Origin of the sequence: Achromobacter aegrifaciens (assembly GCF_902859965.1) — a bacterium.
Taxonomy (GTDB): domain Bacteria; phylum Pseudomonadota; class Gammaproteobacteria; order Burkholderiales; family Burkholderiaceae_B; genus Achromobacter; species Achromobacter aegrifaciens.
The window spans coordinates 181,475-195,768 of record NZ_CADIKO010000001.1; the positions used below are offsets into that span (position 1 = coordinate 181,475).

At 67.6% G+C, this 14,294-nt stretch carries 14 protein-coding genes; 7 read left to right on the forward strand and 7 right to left on the reverse strand.

Annotation, left to right across the window (positions count from 1 at the left end; all coding sequences use genetic code 11):
* Positions 1–21: 21 nt before the first annotated feature.
* The 3 genes from HV793_RS00920 to HV793_RS00930 all read right to left on the reverse strand — a co-directional run bounded on the left by HV793_RS00920 (position 22) and on the right by HV793_RS00930 (position 4,254).
* Complete coding sequence (locus tag HV793_RS00920; RefSeq protein ID WP_244958561.1) at positions 22–2,577, reverse strand: TonB-dependent receptor; 2,556 nt, start codon at positions 2,575–2,577, stop codon at positions 22–24.
* Positions 2,578–2,752: 175 nt separating this feature from the next.
* Entirely contained in the window at positions 2,753–3,766 is a 1,014-nt protein-coding gene (locus HV793_RS00925; RefSeq protein WP_175212494.1) for a FecR domain-containing protein, read from the reverse strand.
* Positions 3,745–4,254, reverse strand: coding sequence for a sigma-70 family RNA polymerase sigma factor (locus tag HV793_RS00930; RefSeq protein WP_054451641.1), 510 nt, complete (start codon positions 4,252–4,254; stop codon positions 3,745–3,747). The genes HV793_RS00925 and HV793_RS00930 overlap by 22 nt, the downstream gene beginning before the upstream one ends.
* A gap of 136 nt (positions 4,255–4,390) precedes the next feature.
* Here HV793_RS00930 and HV793_RS00935 point away from each other — a divergent pair, with 136 nt between their 5' ends.
* Entirely contained in the window at positions 4,391–4,858 is a 468-nt protein-coding gene (locus tag HV793_RS00935) for a CopD family protein (protein ID WP_054451642.1), read from the forward strand.
* A gap of 143 nt (positions 4,859–5,001) precedes the next feature.
* Positions 5,002–5,862 carry a hypothetical protein gene (locus HV793_RS00940; protein WP_119451777.1) on the forward strand — a complete coding sequence of 287 codons (861 nt, stop codon included), beginning with the start codon at positions 5,002–5,004 and terminating at the stop codon, positions 5,860–5,862.
* On the opposite strand, the gene HV793_RS00945 is transcribed toward HV793_RS00940, so the two are convergent.
* Positions 5,859–6,815: a LysR family transcriptional regulator gene (locus tag HV793_RS00945; RefSeq protein WP_054452252.1), complete on the reverse strand. Its 957-nt coding sequence runs from the start codon at positions 6,813–6,815 to the stop codon at positions 5,859–5,861. The two genes, HV793_RS00940 and HV793_RS00945, sit on opposite strands and share 4 nt — an antisense overlap.
* A 162-nt stretch (positions 6,816–6,977) precedes the next feature.
* Between HV793_RS00945 and HV793_RS00950 the strand changes: the two genes are divergently transcribed.
* From HV793_RS00950 to HV793_RS00965, 4 genes are all read left to right on the forward strand, one after another.
* A complete protein-coding gene (locus tag HV793_RS00950; protein ID WP_119451776.1) occupies positions 6,978–7,991 on the forward strand; it encodes a tripartite tricarboxylate transporter substrate binding protein in 1,014 nt (337 codons plus the stop codon).
* Positions 7,988–8,959 (forward strand): alpha/beta hydrolase, encoded by a 972-nt coding sequence (locus tag HV793_RS00955; RefSeq protein WP_175212495.1) that lies wholly within the window; start codon positions 7,988–7,990, stop codon positions 8,957–8,959. Before HV793_RS00950 ends, HV793_RS00955 begins: the two co-directional genes overlap by 4 nt.
* A 76-nt stretch (positions 8,960–9,035) precedes the next feature.
* On the forward strand, positions 9,036–9,728 hold the full coding sequence (locus HV793_RS00960) for a helix-turn-helix transcriptional regulator (RefSeq protein ID WP_054451644.1): 693 nt from the start codon (positions 9,036–9,038) through the stop codon (positions 9,726–9,728).
* 78 nt (positions 9,729–9,806) lie between these two features.
* Positions 9,807–10,220, forward strand: coding sequence for a VOC family protein (locus HV793_RS00965; protein ID WP_054451645.1), 414 nt, complete (start codon positions 9,807–9,809; stop codon positions 10,218–10,220).
* 68 nt (positions 10,221–10,288) lie between these two features.
* Here the strand turns inward: HV793_RS00965 and HV793_RS00970 are convergent, their stop codons facing one another.
* On the reverse strand, positions 10,289–11,695 hold the full coding sequence (locus HV793_RS00970; RefSeq protein WP_054451646.1) for an amino acid permease: 1,407 nt from the start codon (positions 11,693–11,695) through the stop codon (positions 10,289–10,291).
* Positions 11,696–11,772: 77 nt separating this feature from the next.
* Positions 11,773–13,023, reverse strand: coding sequence for a kynureninase (gene kynU, locus HV793_RS00975; RefSeq protein WP_054451647.1), 1,251 nt, complete (start codon positions 13,021–13,023; stop codon positions 11,773–11,775).
* 138 nt (positions 13,024–13,161) lie between these two features.
* Here kynU and HV793_RS00980 point away from each other — a divergent pair, with 138 nt between their 5' ends.
* Entirely contained in the window at positions 13,162–13,635 is a 474-nt protein-coding gene (locus HV793_RS00980; RefSeq protein WP_175212496.1) for an Lrp/AsnC family transcriptional regulator, read from the forward strand.
* Positions 13,636–13,654: 19 nt separating this feature from the next.
* Here the strand turns inward: HV793_RS00980 and trhA are convergent, their stop codons facing one another.
* Complete coding sequence (gene trhA, locus HV793_RS00985; RefSeq protein ID WP_054451648.1) at positions 13,655–14,284, reverse strand: PAQR family membrane homeostasis protein TrhA; 630 nt, start codon at positions 14,282–14,284, stop codon at positions 13,655–13,657.
* Between the last annotated feature and the right edge of the window lie 10 nt (positions 14,285–14,294).

Here is a 14,294-nt window from a genome sequence, read left to right on the forward strand (position 1 = left end):
CGGACCGGCGGCGGGTCAGGATCAATACTGGTATGTCAGTGAGACGCGCAGGCTGCGTCCCGGTTCCGTGTACCAATCGACCGGTCGCGGAATGGCGATGGCGCCGGCGGTCGGCACGTTGATGGCCTCCCAATACTTCTTGTCGAACAGATTGAAAACGCCTGCCTGCACCTGCAGCCCCTTCACCGCGGCCGGACGCCAATAGCCCATCAGGTCCACCACGCCGTAGCCGGGCGCCTGGAAATCGGGATTGCGCGCCGTGGCCGTGGCCTCGGGATACTCGACCTTGTCGCGCTTCAGGGCGGTGGTCAGCATGGCGTCCACGCCCCACACGTCGCGGCCGTAGCCCAGGCCCAGCACCGCCTTCAGCGGCGCCACCGAGTTCAGGTACTGCCCCGTGCTCTCGTCCTTGCCCACGGCCCACGCCAGCGAGCCCCAGGTGCGCCAGCCTGGCGAAAACTTCCAGTGCGCGCTGGCTTCGGCGCCATAGATGCGCACCTTGGCGCGGTTGACGTTGCCGGTCACGCCCAAGGGATACTGTCCGGCCCAGCCCGGCTGCCACTGGGGCGAGGACGCGTTCAGCGGCACGTCGCCATCGATGAAGTTCTGGTAGCGGTTGTCGAACAACGATACCGCGCCGCCCAGGGAATCGGAACCGATCTTGGCGCCCAGCTCCCAGCCCTTGCTGGTTTCGGGCTTCAGATAGGGATTGCCCACGCGCAGGTAGGTGCCGGGGCCGCCGTAGTTGGTGTAGAGCTGGGTCGGGCTGGGCGCCTTGAAGCCGTAGGCGTATTGCGCGTAGAGGCTCAGCTCATCCGCGGCCTTCCAGGTGGCCAGCAGCTTGGGCGAGAAACGGCTGCCGCTGTTGGACGGCGGCAGCGCGCCTGCGTTCGGATTGCTTTCGTAGCTGGCCGTGGACTGCGGCTTCTGTTCGTAGTGGTCGTAGCGCAGCGCCGGCATGATGGTGTAGCGGCCGTCGGCGAAGCTGAATTCGTCCTGCACCCACAGGGCCCATTGATTGCCCTTGGATTGCGGCACATCGGCCTGGTTGGTGTGCAGCATGTCGCACAGGCGCGGGCCGAAAATCGGCCGCGGTGCGCCGGGAGGGATCACGGGACAATTGTCGTAGCCGCCGGAATACTGCTCGGTCTTGTTGCCATACCACTCCCCGCCTACGGTCCACAACTGCGACACCGAGGCGCCCGCCAGGCGCTTGGTGACTTCGGCATTGGCGCCGAACATGGTCTGCCGGATGGAGTTGCTGCGGCCATAAGGCCCGCTGGGATAGCCGTAACGGAACGGATCGCCCGGTATGGCGTAGGCCCGGGAATCGACGCTGCGCACGCCGCTCAGCGAGCTGTCCAGCTGCAGGCGCTGCCAGTAGAGAACCGCGGTGGCCGTGTCGATCAGGCTGTCCGCACCGGGCGCCTTGTACGAGTAATCGAACGACACCCGTTGGCGCTCGGTTTCCTTGCGGGTGCTGTTCTCGCCGTACAGATAGCTGGTGCCCGCGCCCTGCTCGAACATATTGTCGATGTCGGCGTTGCGCTTGAAGTATTCGCCGGTCAGGCCGAAGCGGTGGCCGCCTTCGACGCGCTGCTGCAGCTTCAGCAGGAAGCTGCGCTGGTCGTAGTCTTCCGGGCTGGGTTCGCTGCGCTTGGGTCCGTAGCCGCCCACGTCGCCGCGGTTGTCCAGGGCATGGCCGTTGCGTACGCCCGCCTGCACCAGCCAGAACGTATTGCTGTGGATCTGGCCCGCCAGGGCGGCGTTGGCGCCCCAGCTGCTGTCGGCCGTGTCGTAGTCGGTCTTGGCCAGCGCGCCGAAGGTCTTGCCGTCTGTCAGTAGGTCCGACGGTTGCAGCGTGTACAGGTCGGCAGTGCCGGAAATCGCGCCGGAACCGCCGCCGCTGGCGTCGGCGCCGCGCACGATGTCCAGCCGCGACAGGCTGTTGAAATCCACCGCTTCCAGCCCGCCCTTCAGGCCGCGCGCGCCGTCGTCCAGCCACGGCAGGCGGATGCCGTCCACGCGCGTCAGCACGCGATCCTGATCCAGGCCGCGGATGTTGATGCTGTTGGTCGTGCGGTTGAAGCTCACGCCGGGCTCGGCGCGCTTGCCGAAATCGCTCCAGTTCTTGACCTGAAGTTCGTCCAGGCGCTTGCGGTCGGTGCTGGTTTCCCAGGCCGGCGCGACCGGCGCGCCCTCGCCTTCCACCTGGACGGGCGCCAACTGCGTCACATCCGCGGGCAATGCCTGCAACACGTAGACGCGGGCGCTGCGCTCCTGCACGCCCAGGCCGCTGCCCGCCAGCAGGCGCGCAAAGCCCTCATTCACGGAATAGACCCCATCGAGCCCCGCCGTGCGGCGCTGGCCCACCAGCGCCGCGTCGAACAGCACCGTCACGCCCGCGCTGTCGGCAAAGCGCGGCAACGCCTCGGCCAGCGTGCCCGCGGGAATGCGATAGCCGCGCGCCTGCGTCTGCTGCGCGGATTGCGCCCACGCGGCGCTTGCGGGCAGCAAGGCGGCGGACAGCGCGGCCAGCGCCAGGGCGGCCTGCACGGCGGCGGCTAGATGCGTCATGCGGCATTGCAGGCCTCGGGCTGGTCGGGAGCCGCTTGCGCGGCCGGCGGGGAGATAAGCCATGGTCGTCCTTTCGATCCAAAAGGTGTCGGCATTCGTTTGCCTCTACAGACCATGACCCTCGTGAAATCCGAATCGGACAGCTGGCCCTCCACTTTTTTGTAACAGCGCGGGTTCAGGCCTCGGCTGCCGCGCGCAAGGTGATCGTCACCCAGTACGGCGTGCGGTAGCGCACCTGCACCGGCAAGGTCGCAGGCAGTGCCGCCAGGACCGCATCGGTGTCGCGCACCTGGAACGCGCCCGAGATGCGCAAATGCGCCGCCTCGGGATCGCAACGCAGGATGCCGGAACGGTAGCGGCCCAGTTCGGCGGCAAAGGCGTCCAACCGCATGCGGTTGGCGTACAGCACGCCGCGCTGCCAGTCGCTGGCATGCGGGTCCGCGGGGGATGGCGGCGATGCGCCCTCGTCCGTCAGGCTGCTCTGTTGGCCAGCTTCCAGGCTGATCAGGCTGCGCGGATGCGCGGCGCTACCGACGCGGACCCGCCCTTCCTGCACGCTGACGCGGCACAGGCCGCCTTCCTGGCGCACGCAGAAACGCGAGGACTGCGCCTCGATGTCTCCCTGGCTCGTGCGCACCACGAAGGGCCGCGGCGCAGGCGCCGTGTCGGCCACGGCATGCACCGCGATCTCGCCGGCGCGCAGGCGCACCAGCCGGGCCGTGGAGCTGTACATCACGTCGACGGCGCTGGCTGTGTTCAGCAGCAGCGTGGATCCATCCGCCAACGCCACTTCGCGCCGCTCGCCCGGCGCGCTGCGGTAGTCCGCGGTCCAGTCGAGCGGATCGGCGCGCCAGGCGGCCCAGCCGACAGGACCGGCCACCACCAGCGCAATCAGTGTCTTGAGCGCGGCGCGGCGGCTTCTGAGCTCGGGCCGGTTCAAGGTCGCCATACCCAGCGCCGCCGGGATCAGGCCGAAGCGTTCGTTCACGCGCTGCGCGCGCTGCCAGGCGTGCTCGTGCTCGGCCTTGCTGGCGCGCCACAGTTCACAGGCCCGCTGGTCGGCGTCGGTTGCGCGGCCCGAACTCAGCCGCAGCAGCCAGCGCGCGGCCTCGCGCGCCACGCTGCGTTCGACGGCGGGCAGTTCGGACGCCACCTCGGCCTGGGCGCTCAGATCGACGCCATGATGCATTGTTCGAATCCCTTGGCGATGTAACGGTGCACGGTGCGCAGCGACACGTTGAGGCGGGCGGCGATTTCGCCATGGCTCAGTCCTTCCAGCTGCGCCATCAGGAAGGCCTGGCGGGCCGGCAGGGACAGGCCAGCCAGCATCTCGTCGATTTCCTGCAGCGTTTCCAGGATGATCAGGCGCTGTTCGGCCGAGGGCGCCAGCGCCTCTGGCATCAGGGCCAGGGCTTCCAGATAGGCCTGCTCCACCGAGCGCCGCCGGTGGTGATTCAGCAGCAGGCGCTTGGCGATGGTGGTGAGATAGGCGCGCGGTTCGCGCAGGGCGTCCAGTTCATGGCGGTGGCGCAGCACCCGCACGAAGGTGTCCTGCGCCAGATCGGCCGCGTCGAAGCTGTTGCCCAGCTTGGCGCGCAGCCAGCCATGCAGCCATCCGTGATGAGCGCGGTACAGCAGTTGGACGTTGTCGCTGGCGGCGACCGCGGGATTCGGCACGGGTGGCTCCCTGAACTGTCAATCACAAATAGAAATCAATCTCATTCTAAATGCAAAACCATGATTCCGGTCAAGTCCGCGCGCCGCGCTTGACGGCGATATGATGGGGACGGATTCCTCCCTACAGGCCTGCCCCATGCTCTATGCCGCGCTCAAATTCATCCACCTGATGGCCGTGATCCTCTGGGTCGGGGGCATGCTGTTCGCGCACTGTTTCCTGCGGCCGGCGGCCGCGCAACTGGAACCGCCGGTCCGGCTGCGGCTGATGGCGTCGGTGCTGGGGCCATTCCTGAATGCCGTGCTGGCGGCCATCGTGCTGATCCTGTTTTCGGGCGCGCTCATGATCGGCCAGGAAGCGAGCCAGGCCGCGCAGACGGGCGGCTCCTTCTTCATGCCGCGCAGCTGGACCCTCATGGCCTCGGGCGGCCTGGTCATGACGGCCATCTACGCCTACATCCGCTTCGTGCTCTACCCGCAGTTGCGAGCGGCGGTCGCCGCATCCGACTGGCCCCAGGGCGGCCAGGCCATGGGCGGCATACGCCGCTGGGTCGGCATCAACCTGCTGCTGGGCATCGCCATCGTGGCCATCGTCTTTTTTGCGTAGGCGGATATCAGCCGGCGCCCGCCAGCTATCGGGCATGCGCAGGCTGGTATCGGAATTCTTTTGCTTGGTGCAATACGCATTACATCCGCGCTGGCCACACTGCGGATGACTCTCGCGGGCCTACACAAACAAAAGGAATCTCCATGATCAAGCGTGTCTTCCAGCTGGCCGCCCTCGGCCTGTTCGTATCCGCCTCGGGCGCGCATGCCGCCGCCCCCATCGACAACAGCGCCCTGGACCAGACCGGGTTCCGAGAACACAAGGCGACCTATGGCGTGGTCTACCGTCTGCCACAGGACGTCAACGCCATCCTGGACGCCAAGATCAATGGCACGCTGAAAGCCGACCTGCTCAAGCTGGGCCTTAAGACCGAGGCCGAAACGCCCAACATGCCGCACGTGACGGTGGTGCACATCCACAGCGCCGACCCGCAAACGCCCGCCCGCATGCTCAAGGCCCTGCCCAAGCCGCCGGCCCCGCTGCAGGTCACGCTGAAGAACTTCTATCCCACCGAAGCCGCCAAGGGCGCGGGCCATCCGTGGTGGCTGGACCTGGGCGTGGTCAAGAGCGGCCAGGGCTTCGAGGACATGATGCGCTACAACACCGTCGCCACCGCCGCCCTAGCGCCGCTGCGCGACGGCCCCTTGCCGCGCGTCACCGGCCCGGTCTACGCCAAGATGGGCGACGCCGGGAAAGACCTGGTCAAGACCATGGGCGTGAGCGGCGTGAACATCATGCAGGACGGCAAGGAAGTGCGCGCGCACAATCCGCACACCACCCTGGTCTACAGCATGGCGATGTACGACACGCGCCTGCAGGACGCCATGAAGCAGGAGTCCGACAAGTTCAACGCCGTGCTGCCGGACGGCATCAACACCACCTTCAAGGACGTGTCCATCGTCGAGATCGGCTTCGCCGGCAACGTGGTGCGCGAGATCTACCGCGTCAGCCTGGAAGACGGCTCGGCCATCGACGTGGCGACTGGCAAGAAGGTCGGTTCCTAAGCCGCACTGGCTGCGGGAGCGTCCACGCGTTCCCGCAGCACCTCGCGGATCTGCCCGCGCAGCCAGGCCTGCAACGGCGACGTATGCAGGCGCCGCGGCCACACCATCACCAGTTCGATCTTGCGCAGGCTGGCAGGCAGTTCCAGCGTCGCCAGCGGGAAATGCCGGCCATGCACCTGCGCCACGCTGGCCGGCATGGTGGTGGCGTAATCAGTGTCCAGCAGCACATAGGGCGTGATGCCGAAGCCGGACAGGTAGGCCGAAAATTCCAGCCGGCTGGCATCCGGCTTAAGCGCGCGGTCGAAGTTGGTTTCCCGGCCATACATGTGCGCGAAGGCGAACCACTTGATGGACGGCAGATCCGCCAGCGCCAGCGCGCGCTTGCCTGCCCAGGGATGCCGCGCCGACACCACGCACACGCGCCGGTCCTTCAGCAGCGTATCCCGATGAAAACGCGCCGGCACCTTGCCGAACAGGCCGATGGCCATGTCCAACCGCTCCGCGTCCAGATCGTCCGGCACGAAGTCTCCGTGCACCGACTGGAAGCGCAGTGTGATGCCTGGCGCGGCGCGGTGCAGACGTTCGATCAGCGGCGCTGCCAGCAGGATCTCGCTATGCGCGCCGGTGCCGATATTGACCACGCCGCTGGCCTTGGCCGGGTCGAAAGCCTCGGCCGGACGCAGCGCCGCTTCGATCTGCGCCAGCGCGTCATGCACCGCCGAATGCAGTTCGAGCGCCCGCTCCGTCGGAATGAATCGGCCCTTCACCACCACCAGCAAGGGATCTTCCAGCCGGCGGCGCAGGCGCGCCAGGTCACGGCTGATGGCGGGCTGCGTCTTATGCAGCAGGGCTGAACTGGCGGTGGCGCTGCGAGTGCGCATCAGGACGTCGAACGTCAGCAGCAGGTTCATGTCCAGCCGGCGCAGATAGGGCAAGGATTGGGCGTCGCTCATGCCGCCCATACTATGCCTGAAATGCATGCATTGAAAATTCCATACCGTTTTCGACATATACGGCTTGCGCAGCCAGCATTGGGCAAGGCGGTCAGCCTTGGCTACAGTCCGCGGCAGATCGGGGCCTTCCGCACCCGACCCGACTTTCCGGAGACTGCCGCAATGATCCCCCTGGGCCTGACCGCCGCGCGCTGGCGCGCTTCCCCCCGCCGCTGGATGGCGGCCGCGCTCACCGGAGCTGCGCTGCTACTGGGCGCCGCACAGCCGGCCGCTGCGGCGGGCTTTCCCGAACGTCCCGTGACGCTGGTGGTGCCCTTCCCCGCCGGCGGCACGCCCGACATCCTGGCCCGCATCCTCAGCGACAGCCTGGCCAAGCGTCTGGGCCAGCCTCTGATCGTGGAAAACCGCGCCGGCGCCGGCGGCAATATCGGCGCGCAGGCGGTGGCGCGCGCCGCGCCCGACGGCTACACATTGCTGATGTGCGCCTTCGGCTGCACGGTCGCGCCCTCGCTCTACCAGCCCGCTCCCTACGACATCGTCAAGGACTTCGCGCCCGTCGCCATGGTCGGGACGGTGCCCAGCGTGCTGGTCGTCAATCCCAAGGTGCCAGCGCAGACCGTGGCTGAGCTGCTGGCCTACGCCCGCGCCCATCCGGGCAAGCTGAACTCGGCCTCGTCGGGCGTGGGCGGCTCGGCCCACCTGGCCACCGAATTGCTGAAGCTGCGCACCGGCATCGATGTGGCGCACATTCCCTACAAGGGCGCCGGTCAGGTCGCGGCCGACCTGCTGGGCGGCCAGGTCGACATGTATTTCGACAACCTGCCGGCTTCGCTGGCGAACATCCGCGCGGGCAAGCTGCGGGCGCTGGCCGTGGCCAGCGCCAAGCGCGCGCCGGCCATTCCAGACGTGCCGACCTTCGCCGAAGCCGGCGTGGCCGATTTCCTGATCACGCCCTGGTTCGGCATCATGGCGCCGGCCGGCACGCCGGACGCCACGCTGGCCGCGCTGCACCAAGCCTTCAACGACGCCTTGCAGGCGCCGGAGGTCGCCGCCAAGATGCGCGAATTGGGCGTGGAGACTGCCGCCGGGCCGCGCCAGGCGCTGGGCGACTTTGTGGTGGCCGAGACCGCGCGCTGGAAAGACGTGATCCAGGCCAACCGCATCCGGGCCGAATGATGACGGACGAACCCGGCCGCGACGCATCGGACGCGCTCGCGCCGATCCGGCTGCGCGACATGGGCGCCTTCCACGTGGGCGGACGCGAGGTCAGCCTGTCGGGCCTGCCGCGGCGCGAGGTGGTGATGGCCGAAGGCGGCCAGCCCGTCGCGCTGGACCCCAACGGCACCTACCGCGTCGAGCAGATGTATGCGCAGTACTTCCTGGCCGAGCCGGCCAGTGGCCGCCCGCCGCTGGCCTTCTGGCATGGCGGCGGCATGACCGGCGCGGCGTGGGAGACCACGCCCGATGGCCGCCAGGGCTGGCTCCATGCCTTCCTGCGCCGCGGCTGGGACGCCTATCTGTGCGATGCCGTGGAACGCGGCCGCTCAGGCTACGCGCCGGTCCCCGAGATCTGGCCGGAAGGGCCCATCGTGCAGGCGCAGGAAGACTGCTACACGCGCTTTCGCATCGGCCGCCCGGGCACGCGCCCCGGCCCCGGCAGCGCCTATGGCAACACGCAGTTCCCGGTGCAAGCCTTCGGCGAGCTGGCCGCGCAGATGGTGCCGCGCTGGGTGCATACCGACGCCGCCGTCCTGCGCGGCTATCTGGCCTTGCTGGAGCGGGTCGGCCGCATGATCGTCATCTGCCATTCGCAGGCGGGCGTATTCGGCATCCGCGCGGCCGCCGCCCGGCCCGATCTGGTGCGCGCCGTGGTGGCGCTGGAGCCGGCCAGCATCCCGCAACTGGACGCCGGCTACCGCACGCCCACGCTGGTCCTCATGGGCGACAACATGGACACGGACCCGCGCTGGCCGCGCATGCGCGAGCGGGTGCGCGATTTCGCGCGGCGGCATCCCTGCGTCACCTTGCTGTCGCTGCCCGAGCTGGGCATCGCCGGCAATTCGCACATGCTGATGATGGACCGCAACAGCCTGGACCTGGCCGCGCGCGTGCACGAGTGGCTGATGACCCTGCCGCCGGCCTGAAATCCCGCTGCGGACGGAGCCCCGCCTGCTGCCATTTCGTGGCAGCATTATGGATCCTCCATCCCCGCCCGCCCCCATGTCCCGCACCGAACGCCTCCTGGGCCTGATGCAGACCTTGCGCTGCCATCGCCGCCCCGTCAGCGGCCGCCAACTGGCCGCCGACCTGGGCGTCAGCATACGCACGCTCTACCGCGACATCGCCACCCTGCAATCGCAGGGCGCCGAGATCGAGGGCGAACCGGGCGTGGGCTACGTGCTGCGGCCCGGTTTCATGCTGCCGCCGCTGATGTTCAGCACCGAGGAGATCGAGGCGCTGGTGCTGGGCACGCGCTGGGTCGCGGACCGGGCCGACCCGCGCCTGGCGCAGGCGGCGAGCAACGCGCTGGCCAAGATCGGCGCGGTGCTGCCGGCGGAAATGCGCGACGGGCTGGATGCGATACCGCTGCTGGTCGGGCCCAGCGCGATGCAGGTGGTGGACCGCGTGGACCTGTCGCTGATCCGCCACGCCATACGCTGCGAACAGAAGATCGACATCACGTACCGCGACGACAAGGGCGCCGATTCCGCGCGGGTGATCTGGCCGTTCGCGCTGGGGTTTTTCGACAGCGTGCGCATCGTCATGGCCTGGTGCGAACTGCGCCAGGACTTCCGCCATTTCCGCACCGATCGCATCGCCACGCTGACGCCCGGTGAGCGTTATCCCAAGCGCCGCCATGCGCTGCTGAAGGAGTGGCGCGCGATCGACCGATCGCCCAAGCAATGCGGATGAAAATGCAGATAAAAGCTACTGCCAAAAACTGACAGCACCCCTGTCTAAGATGAGCGCATCTACCACCCGGAGCGCATCATGTCAGACACCAATTTCGTGATTTTCTACGTCGAAAAGCCCGCCGCCAGCGCCGCGTTCTACAGCGCCCTGCTGCAGCGTCCGCCCCTCGAAAGCTCCCCCACCTTCGCACTGTTCAGGCTGGATTCCGGCCTGATGCTGGGCCTGTGGTCGCGCTATACCGTGGAGCCGGCCGCTGCCGGCCGCGGCGGCGCGACCGAACTCGCCTTTACCGTTTCGGACGCGCAGGCGCTGGACCGCCGCCACCTGGACTGGAGCTTGCGCGGCCTGCCCATCCTGCAGGCGCCCACCGATATGGATTTCGGTCGCACCTTCGTGGCGCTGGATCCCGACGGCCACCGGCTGCGCGTGTTCGCGCCGGCGCCGCAGGAACAGGCTGCGCAGCAGCCTGCGCCCGCCTTGGCCAGCGCCTGAAGCCCGGCCATGAAATACGGGCCTGAGGCTTGCGCCTCAGGCCCGCGTCTGAACCGGGCGCAGCTATGTCAGGAACGCTGGCCGCGCGGGGTCAGCGCAACGGCTTCGCCGCGCCGACGGAACAGCAGCTGATAAAGCACGGCCAGCACCAGCAGGAAAGGCACACCGAACACCAGCGTCATCTTGAAGACGCTGGTGAAGTAGGTGGTGGCCAGGATCGCCAGCATCGCGCCCGCGCCCAGCAGGGTCAGCACCGGAAAGCCCGGCATGCGGAACGACAGCTTGCCGCCACCTTCGCGCGCCCAGCGGCGGCGGAAGCAGTAGTGGGTGACGAAGATCATCATCCACGTAAACAGCGCGCCGAACATCGAAATCGCCATCATCAGCGTGAACGAGGTCTCGGGGTACAGCACGTTCAGCACCGCGGCGATGGCAATGCCGCTGGTCGACAGCAGCAGCGCGTTCAGCGGCGTGCCGCTGCGCGTCAGCTTGCCGAACGCGGACGGCGCATGGCCGGCGCGCGACAGGCTGAACATCATGCGCGTGGTGATGTAAAGCTGGCTGTTCATGGCCGACAGCGCCGCCACCAGCACGATGAAGTTGATGACGCCCGCCGCCCCCGGAATCTCCAGCGCCTGCATCACCTTGACGAAGGGACTGCCGCCCTTGCCGGCCTCGTCCCAGGGCACGATGGCCAGGATCAGCGCCAGCGTCAGCAGGTAGAACACCACCAGCCGGACGATGGTGGCGCGGAACGCCTGCTTGACCGCGCGTTCGGGGTCTTCGGCCTCGCCCGCGGCCACCGCAATCATCTCCACGCTGAGGTAGCTGAAGATCGAAATGACCACGGCGATCCACATGCCCCAGACGCCGTTCGGGAAGAACCCGCCGTGCGAGGTGTACAGGGCGGTGCCGTACTGCGGATTGCCCCAGACCACGTAGGCGCCCAGGATGATGAAGGCGACGATGGCGGTGATCTTGATCGTGGAGAACCAGTATTCGACCGTGCCGAAAGTCTTGACGCTCATGGCGTTGATGAAGATCAGCACGGCCGAGAACAGGCAGACCCACTGCCAGCCGGGCACGTCCGGAAACCAGAACTTCATGTACTCGGCCACGGCGGTAACTTCGGTGCCTACCGCCAGCACCACGCAGGACCAGTACGCGTAGCGCACCAGAAACCCCGCCAGCGGGCCGACGTAGTGCTCGGCATAGGCGCCGAAGGAACCCGAGGTGGAATGCGCCACCGTCATTTCCGCCAGGCAGCCCATCAGCAGCAGCGTGATCAGGCCGCCGATGGCGTAGCTGATGATCACGCTGGGTCCGGCAAAGCCGATGGCGAACTTGCTGCCCAGGAACAGGCCCGTGCCGATGGCGCCGCCGATGGCGATCATGCTCATCTGCCCCGACGTCAGCCGCCGCTTCAGGCCCTGCTCGCGTTCGGCGATCTGGCCGAATCCTTTTTGTTGTTGCATTGTCTCCTCCAGGTCCTGCGCTCTCTTTGTGGATGTAGGGCCGGTTTGGCCCGCGCAATGGGGTTGTGTTGCGGCGCTCAGGTCACGGCGGCGCGGTGCTTGAATTCCGGCTTGTCCCAGGAACGCGTGTCCAGCACGTCCTTCAGGATATCCACGGCATCCCAGACGTCGGCGTAGCCGAAGTACAGCGGCGTCAGGCCGAAGCGCAGAACCTCGGGTTCGCGATAGTCGCCGATCACGCCGCGCGCGATCAGGGCCTGCATCACTTCGAAGCCGTTGGGGTGGCGGAAACTGACATGGCTGCCGCGGTCGGCGTGCTTGCGCGGCGTCACCAGCGTGAGCGGATGGCCGGCGCAACGCTCTTCGACCAGCGCGATGAACAGGTCGCCCAGCGCCAGGGATTTCTTGCGCACCTCGGCCATGTCGGCGGCGTGCGCCACGTCCAGGCCGCATTCCACCAGCGACAGCGACACGATGGGCTGGGTGCCGCACAGGTAGCGGCGCACGCCGCCGGCCGGCTCGTAGGCCACGGTCATATCGAATGGCCGCGTGTGGCCCCACCAGCCGGATAGCGGCTGCCAGAAGTCCTTGGTGTGGCGCGGCGCCACCCAGATGAAGGCGGGCGAACCGGGGCCGCCGTTCAGGTACTTATAGGTGCAGCCCACGGCGAAGTCGGCGTCGGCGCCGTTCAGGTCCACCGGCACCGCGCCCGCGGCGTGCGCCAGGTCCCAGATCGCCAGCGCGCCGCGCTCGTGCGCCAGCGCGGTCACGGCGGCCATGTCGTGCATCTGGCCGCTGCGGTAATTCACGTGCGACAGCAGCATCACCGCCACGGACTCGTCCAGCGCCTTTTCCAGCGGCAGTTCATCGTCGATCAGGCGCATTTCATAGCCCTGCTGCAGCAGGTCGATCATGCCCTGGATCATGTAGAGATCGGTGGGGAAGTTGTCGCGTTCGGACAGGATGACGCGGCGCTTGGGGTGCTGGTGCTGCTGGATGCGCAGGGCGGCGGCCAGCGCCTTGAAGATGTTCAGCGAGGTCGTGTCGGTCACGACCAGTTCGCCTTCGCGCGCGCCCAGCAGGCGGCCCAGCTTGTCGCCGAGTCGGGTGGGCAGTTCGAACCAGCCCGCGGTATTCCAGCTGCGGATCAGGCCCGCGCCCCATTCCTGGCCGATCACGGCGGCAGCACGGCCGGCGGCCTCCTTGGGCAGCACGCCCAGGGAGTTGCCGTCCATGTAGAGGACGCCGGGCGGCAGGTCGAAACGGTCCTTCAGGGGCGCCAGGGGGTCCTGGCGGTCGGCATTTACGCAGGCTTCACGGGTGTTCATTTTGTGCTCCGGGGGGCTATATTCTGGATACATACTATCAGCGCGATCAGGCTGATAAATTGCAAATTCAGGCGCGGATTACCCTAGGTTTCCGCATTGAATTGCACATAATCAACTTTTTTGGAATTTGATTGCATCATGCATATCGACGCCATAGACCAGCGCATTCTTTACCGGCTGCAAGAGAACGGCCACCTCAGCAACCAGGACCTGGCCGAGCAGGTGGCGCTGTCGCCCTCGGCCTGCCTGCGGCGGGTGCGCGCGCTGGAAGAAAGCGGACTGATCCGCAACTATCGCGCCGTGCTGGACGCCGAAAAACTGGGTTTCGAGCTGGAGGCCATCGTCCACGTGTCGCTGGACCAGTCGCGTCCGGGCTGGCATGAAGAATTCCTGGCCGGCATCGCCCTGCATGACGAGATCACCGAGGCCAGCATCGTGACTGGCGCCTCCAACTACATCCTGACGGTGTGCACGCGCAACCTGATGGCGTTCTCGCAGTTCGTCGAAGACAAGCTCAGCAAGATCCCGGGCGTGCGGAACCTATCCTCGCATATCGTCATGCGCAAAGTGAAGAACCGCGGCGGCATGCTGCCGCTGGCAAGCTGGCGCTAGCGGCCCGCTGAAGCCCCGCTCAGGCCGGGCTCAGCCGCAGGAAGCCGAACACCGTCACGAAGTGGCAGGCGGTGCCGCCCATGACGAACAGGTGCCAGATGCCATGGGCATGCGGCCAGCGCTGGTCGTTGGCGTAGAACAGCGTGCCGGCGGTGTAGACCGCCGCGCCCGCCAGCAGCCAGGCCAGTCCGGCCGCGGACAAGGCGCCCGCGATCGGCGCGGCGAACATCACGCCCAGCCAGCCCATCGCCAGATACAACGGCAGGGCCGGCGCCGCGCCGCGCGCCCACCACAGCTCGCGGCTGATGCCCACCGCCGCCAACAGCCAGATCGCCACGCCCATGGCCGCGCCCCAGCCGTGCTCCACCGGCCCGTAGGCCAGCGGCGTGTAGGTGCCGGCGATAAGCAGGTAGATCGCGCAATGGTCGGCCTTGGCCCACCAGGCCTTGCGGCGGCCGCGCGAGCAATGGAACAGCACCGACGAGGCATAGACGGCGATCATCGAAGCGGCGAACACGGCGCAGGCGATGACCTGCCGCGTATCCACCTTGAGTTCCGCGGCGCGGGCGATCAGGGCGCCCGATGCGGCCACCGCCAGCGCCAGGCCGGCCAGGTGCGTCGCGCCGTTGAATCGTTCGCCCTTGTACATGCACGCCCTC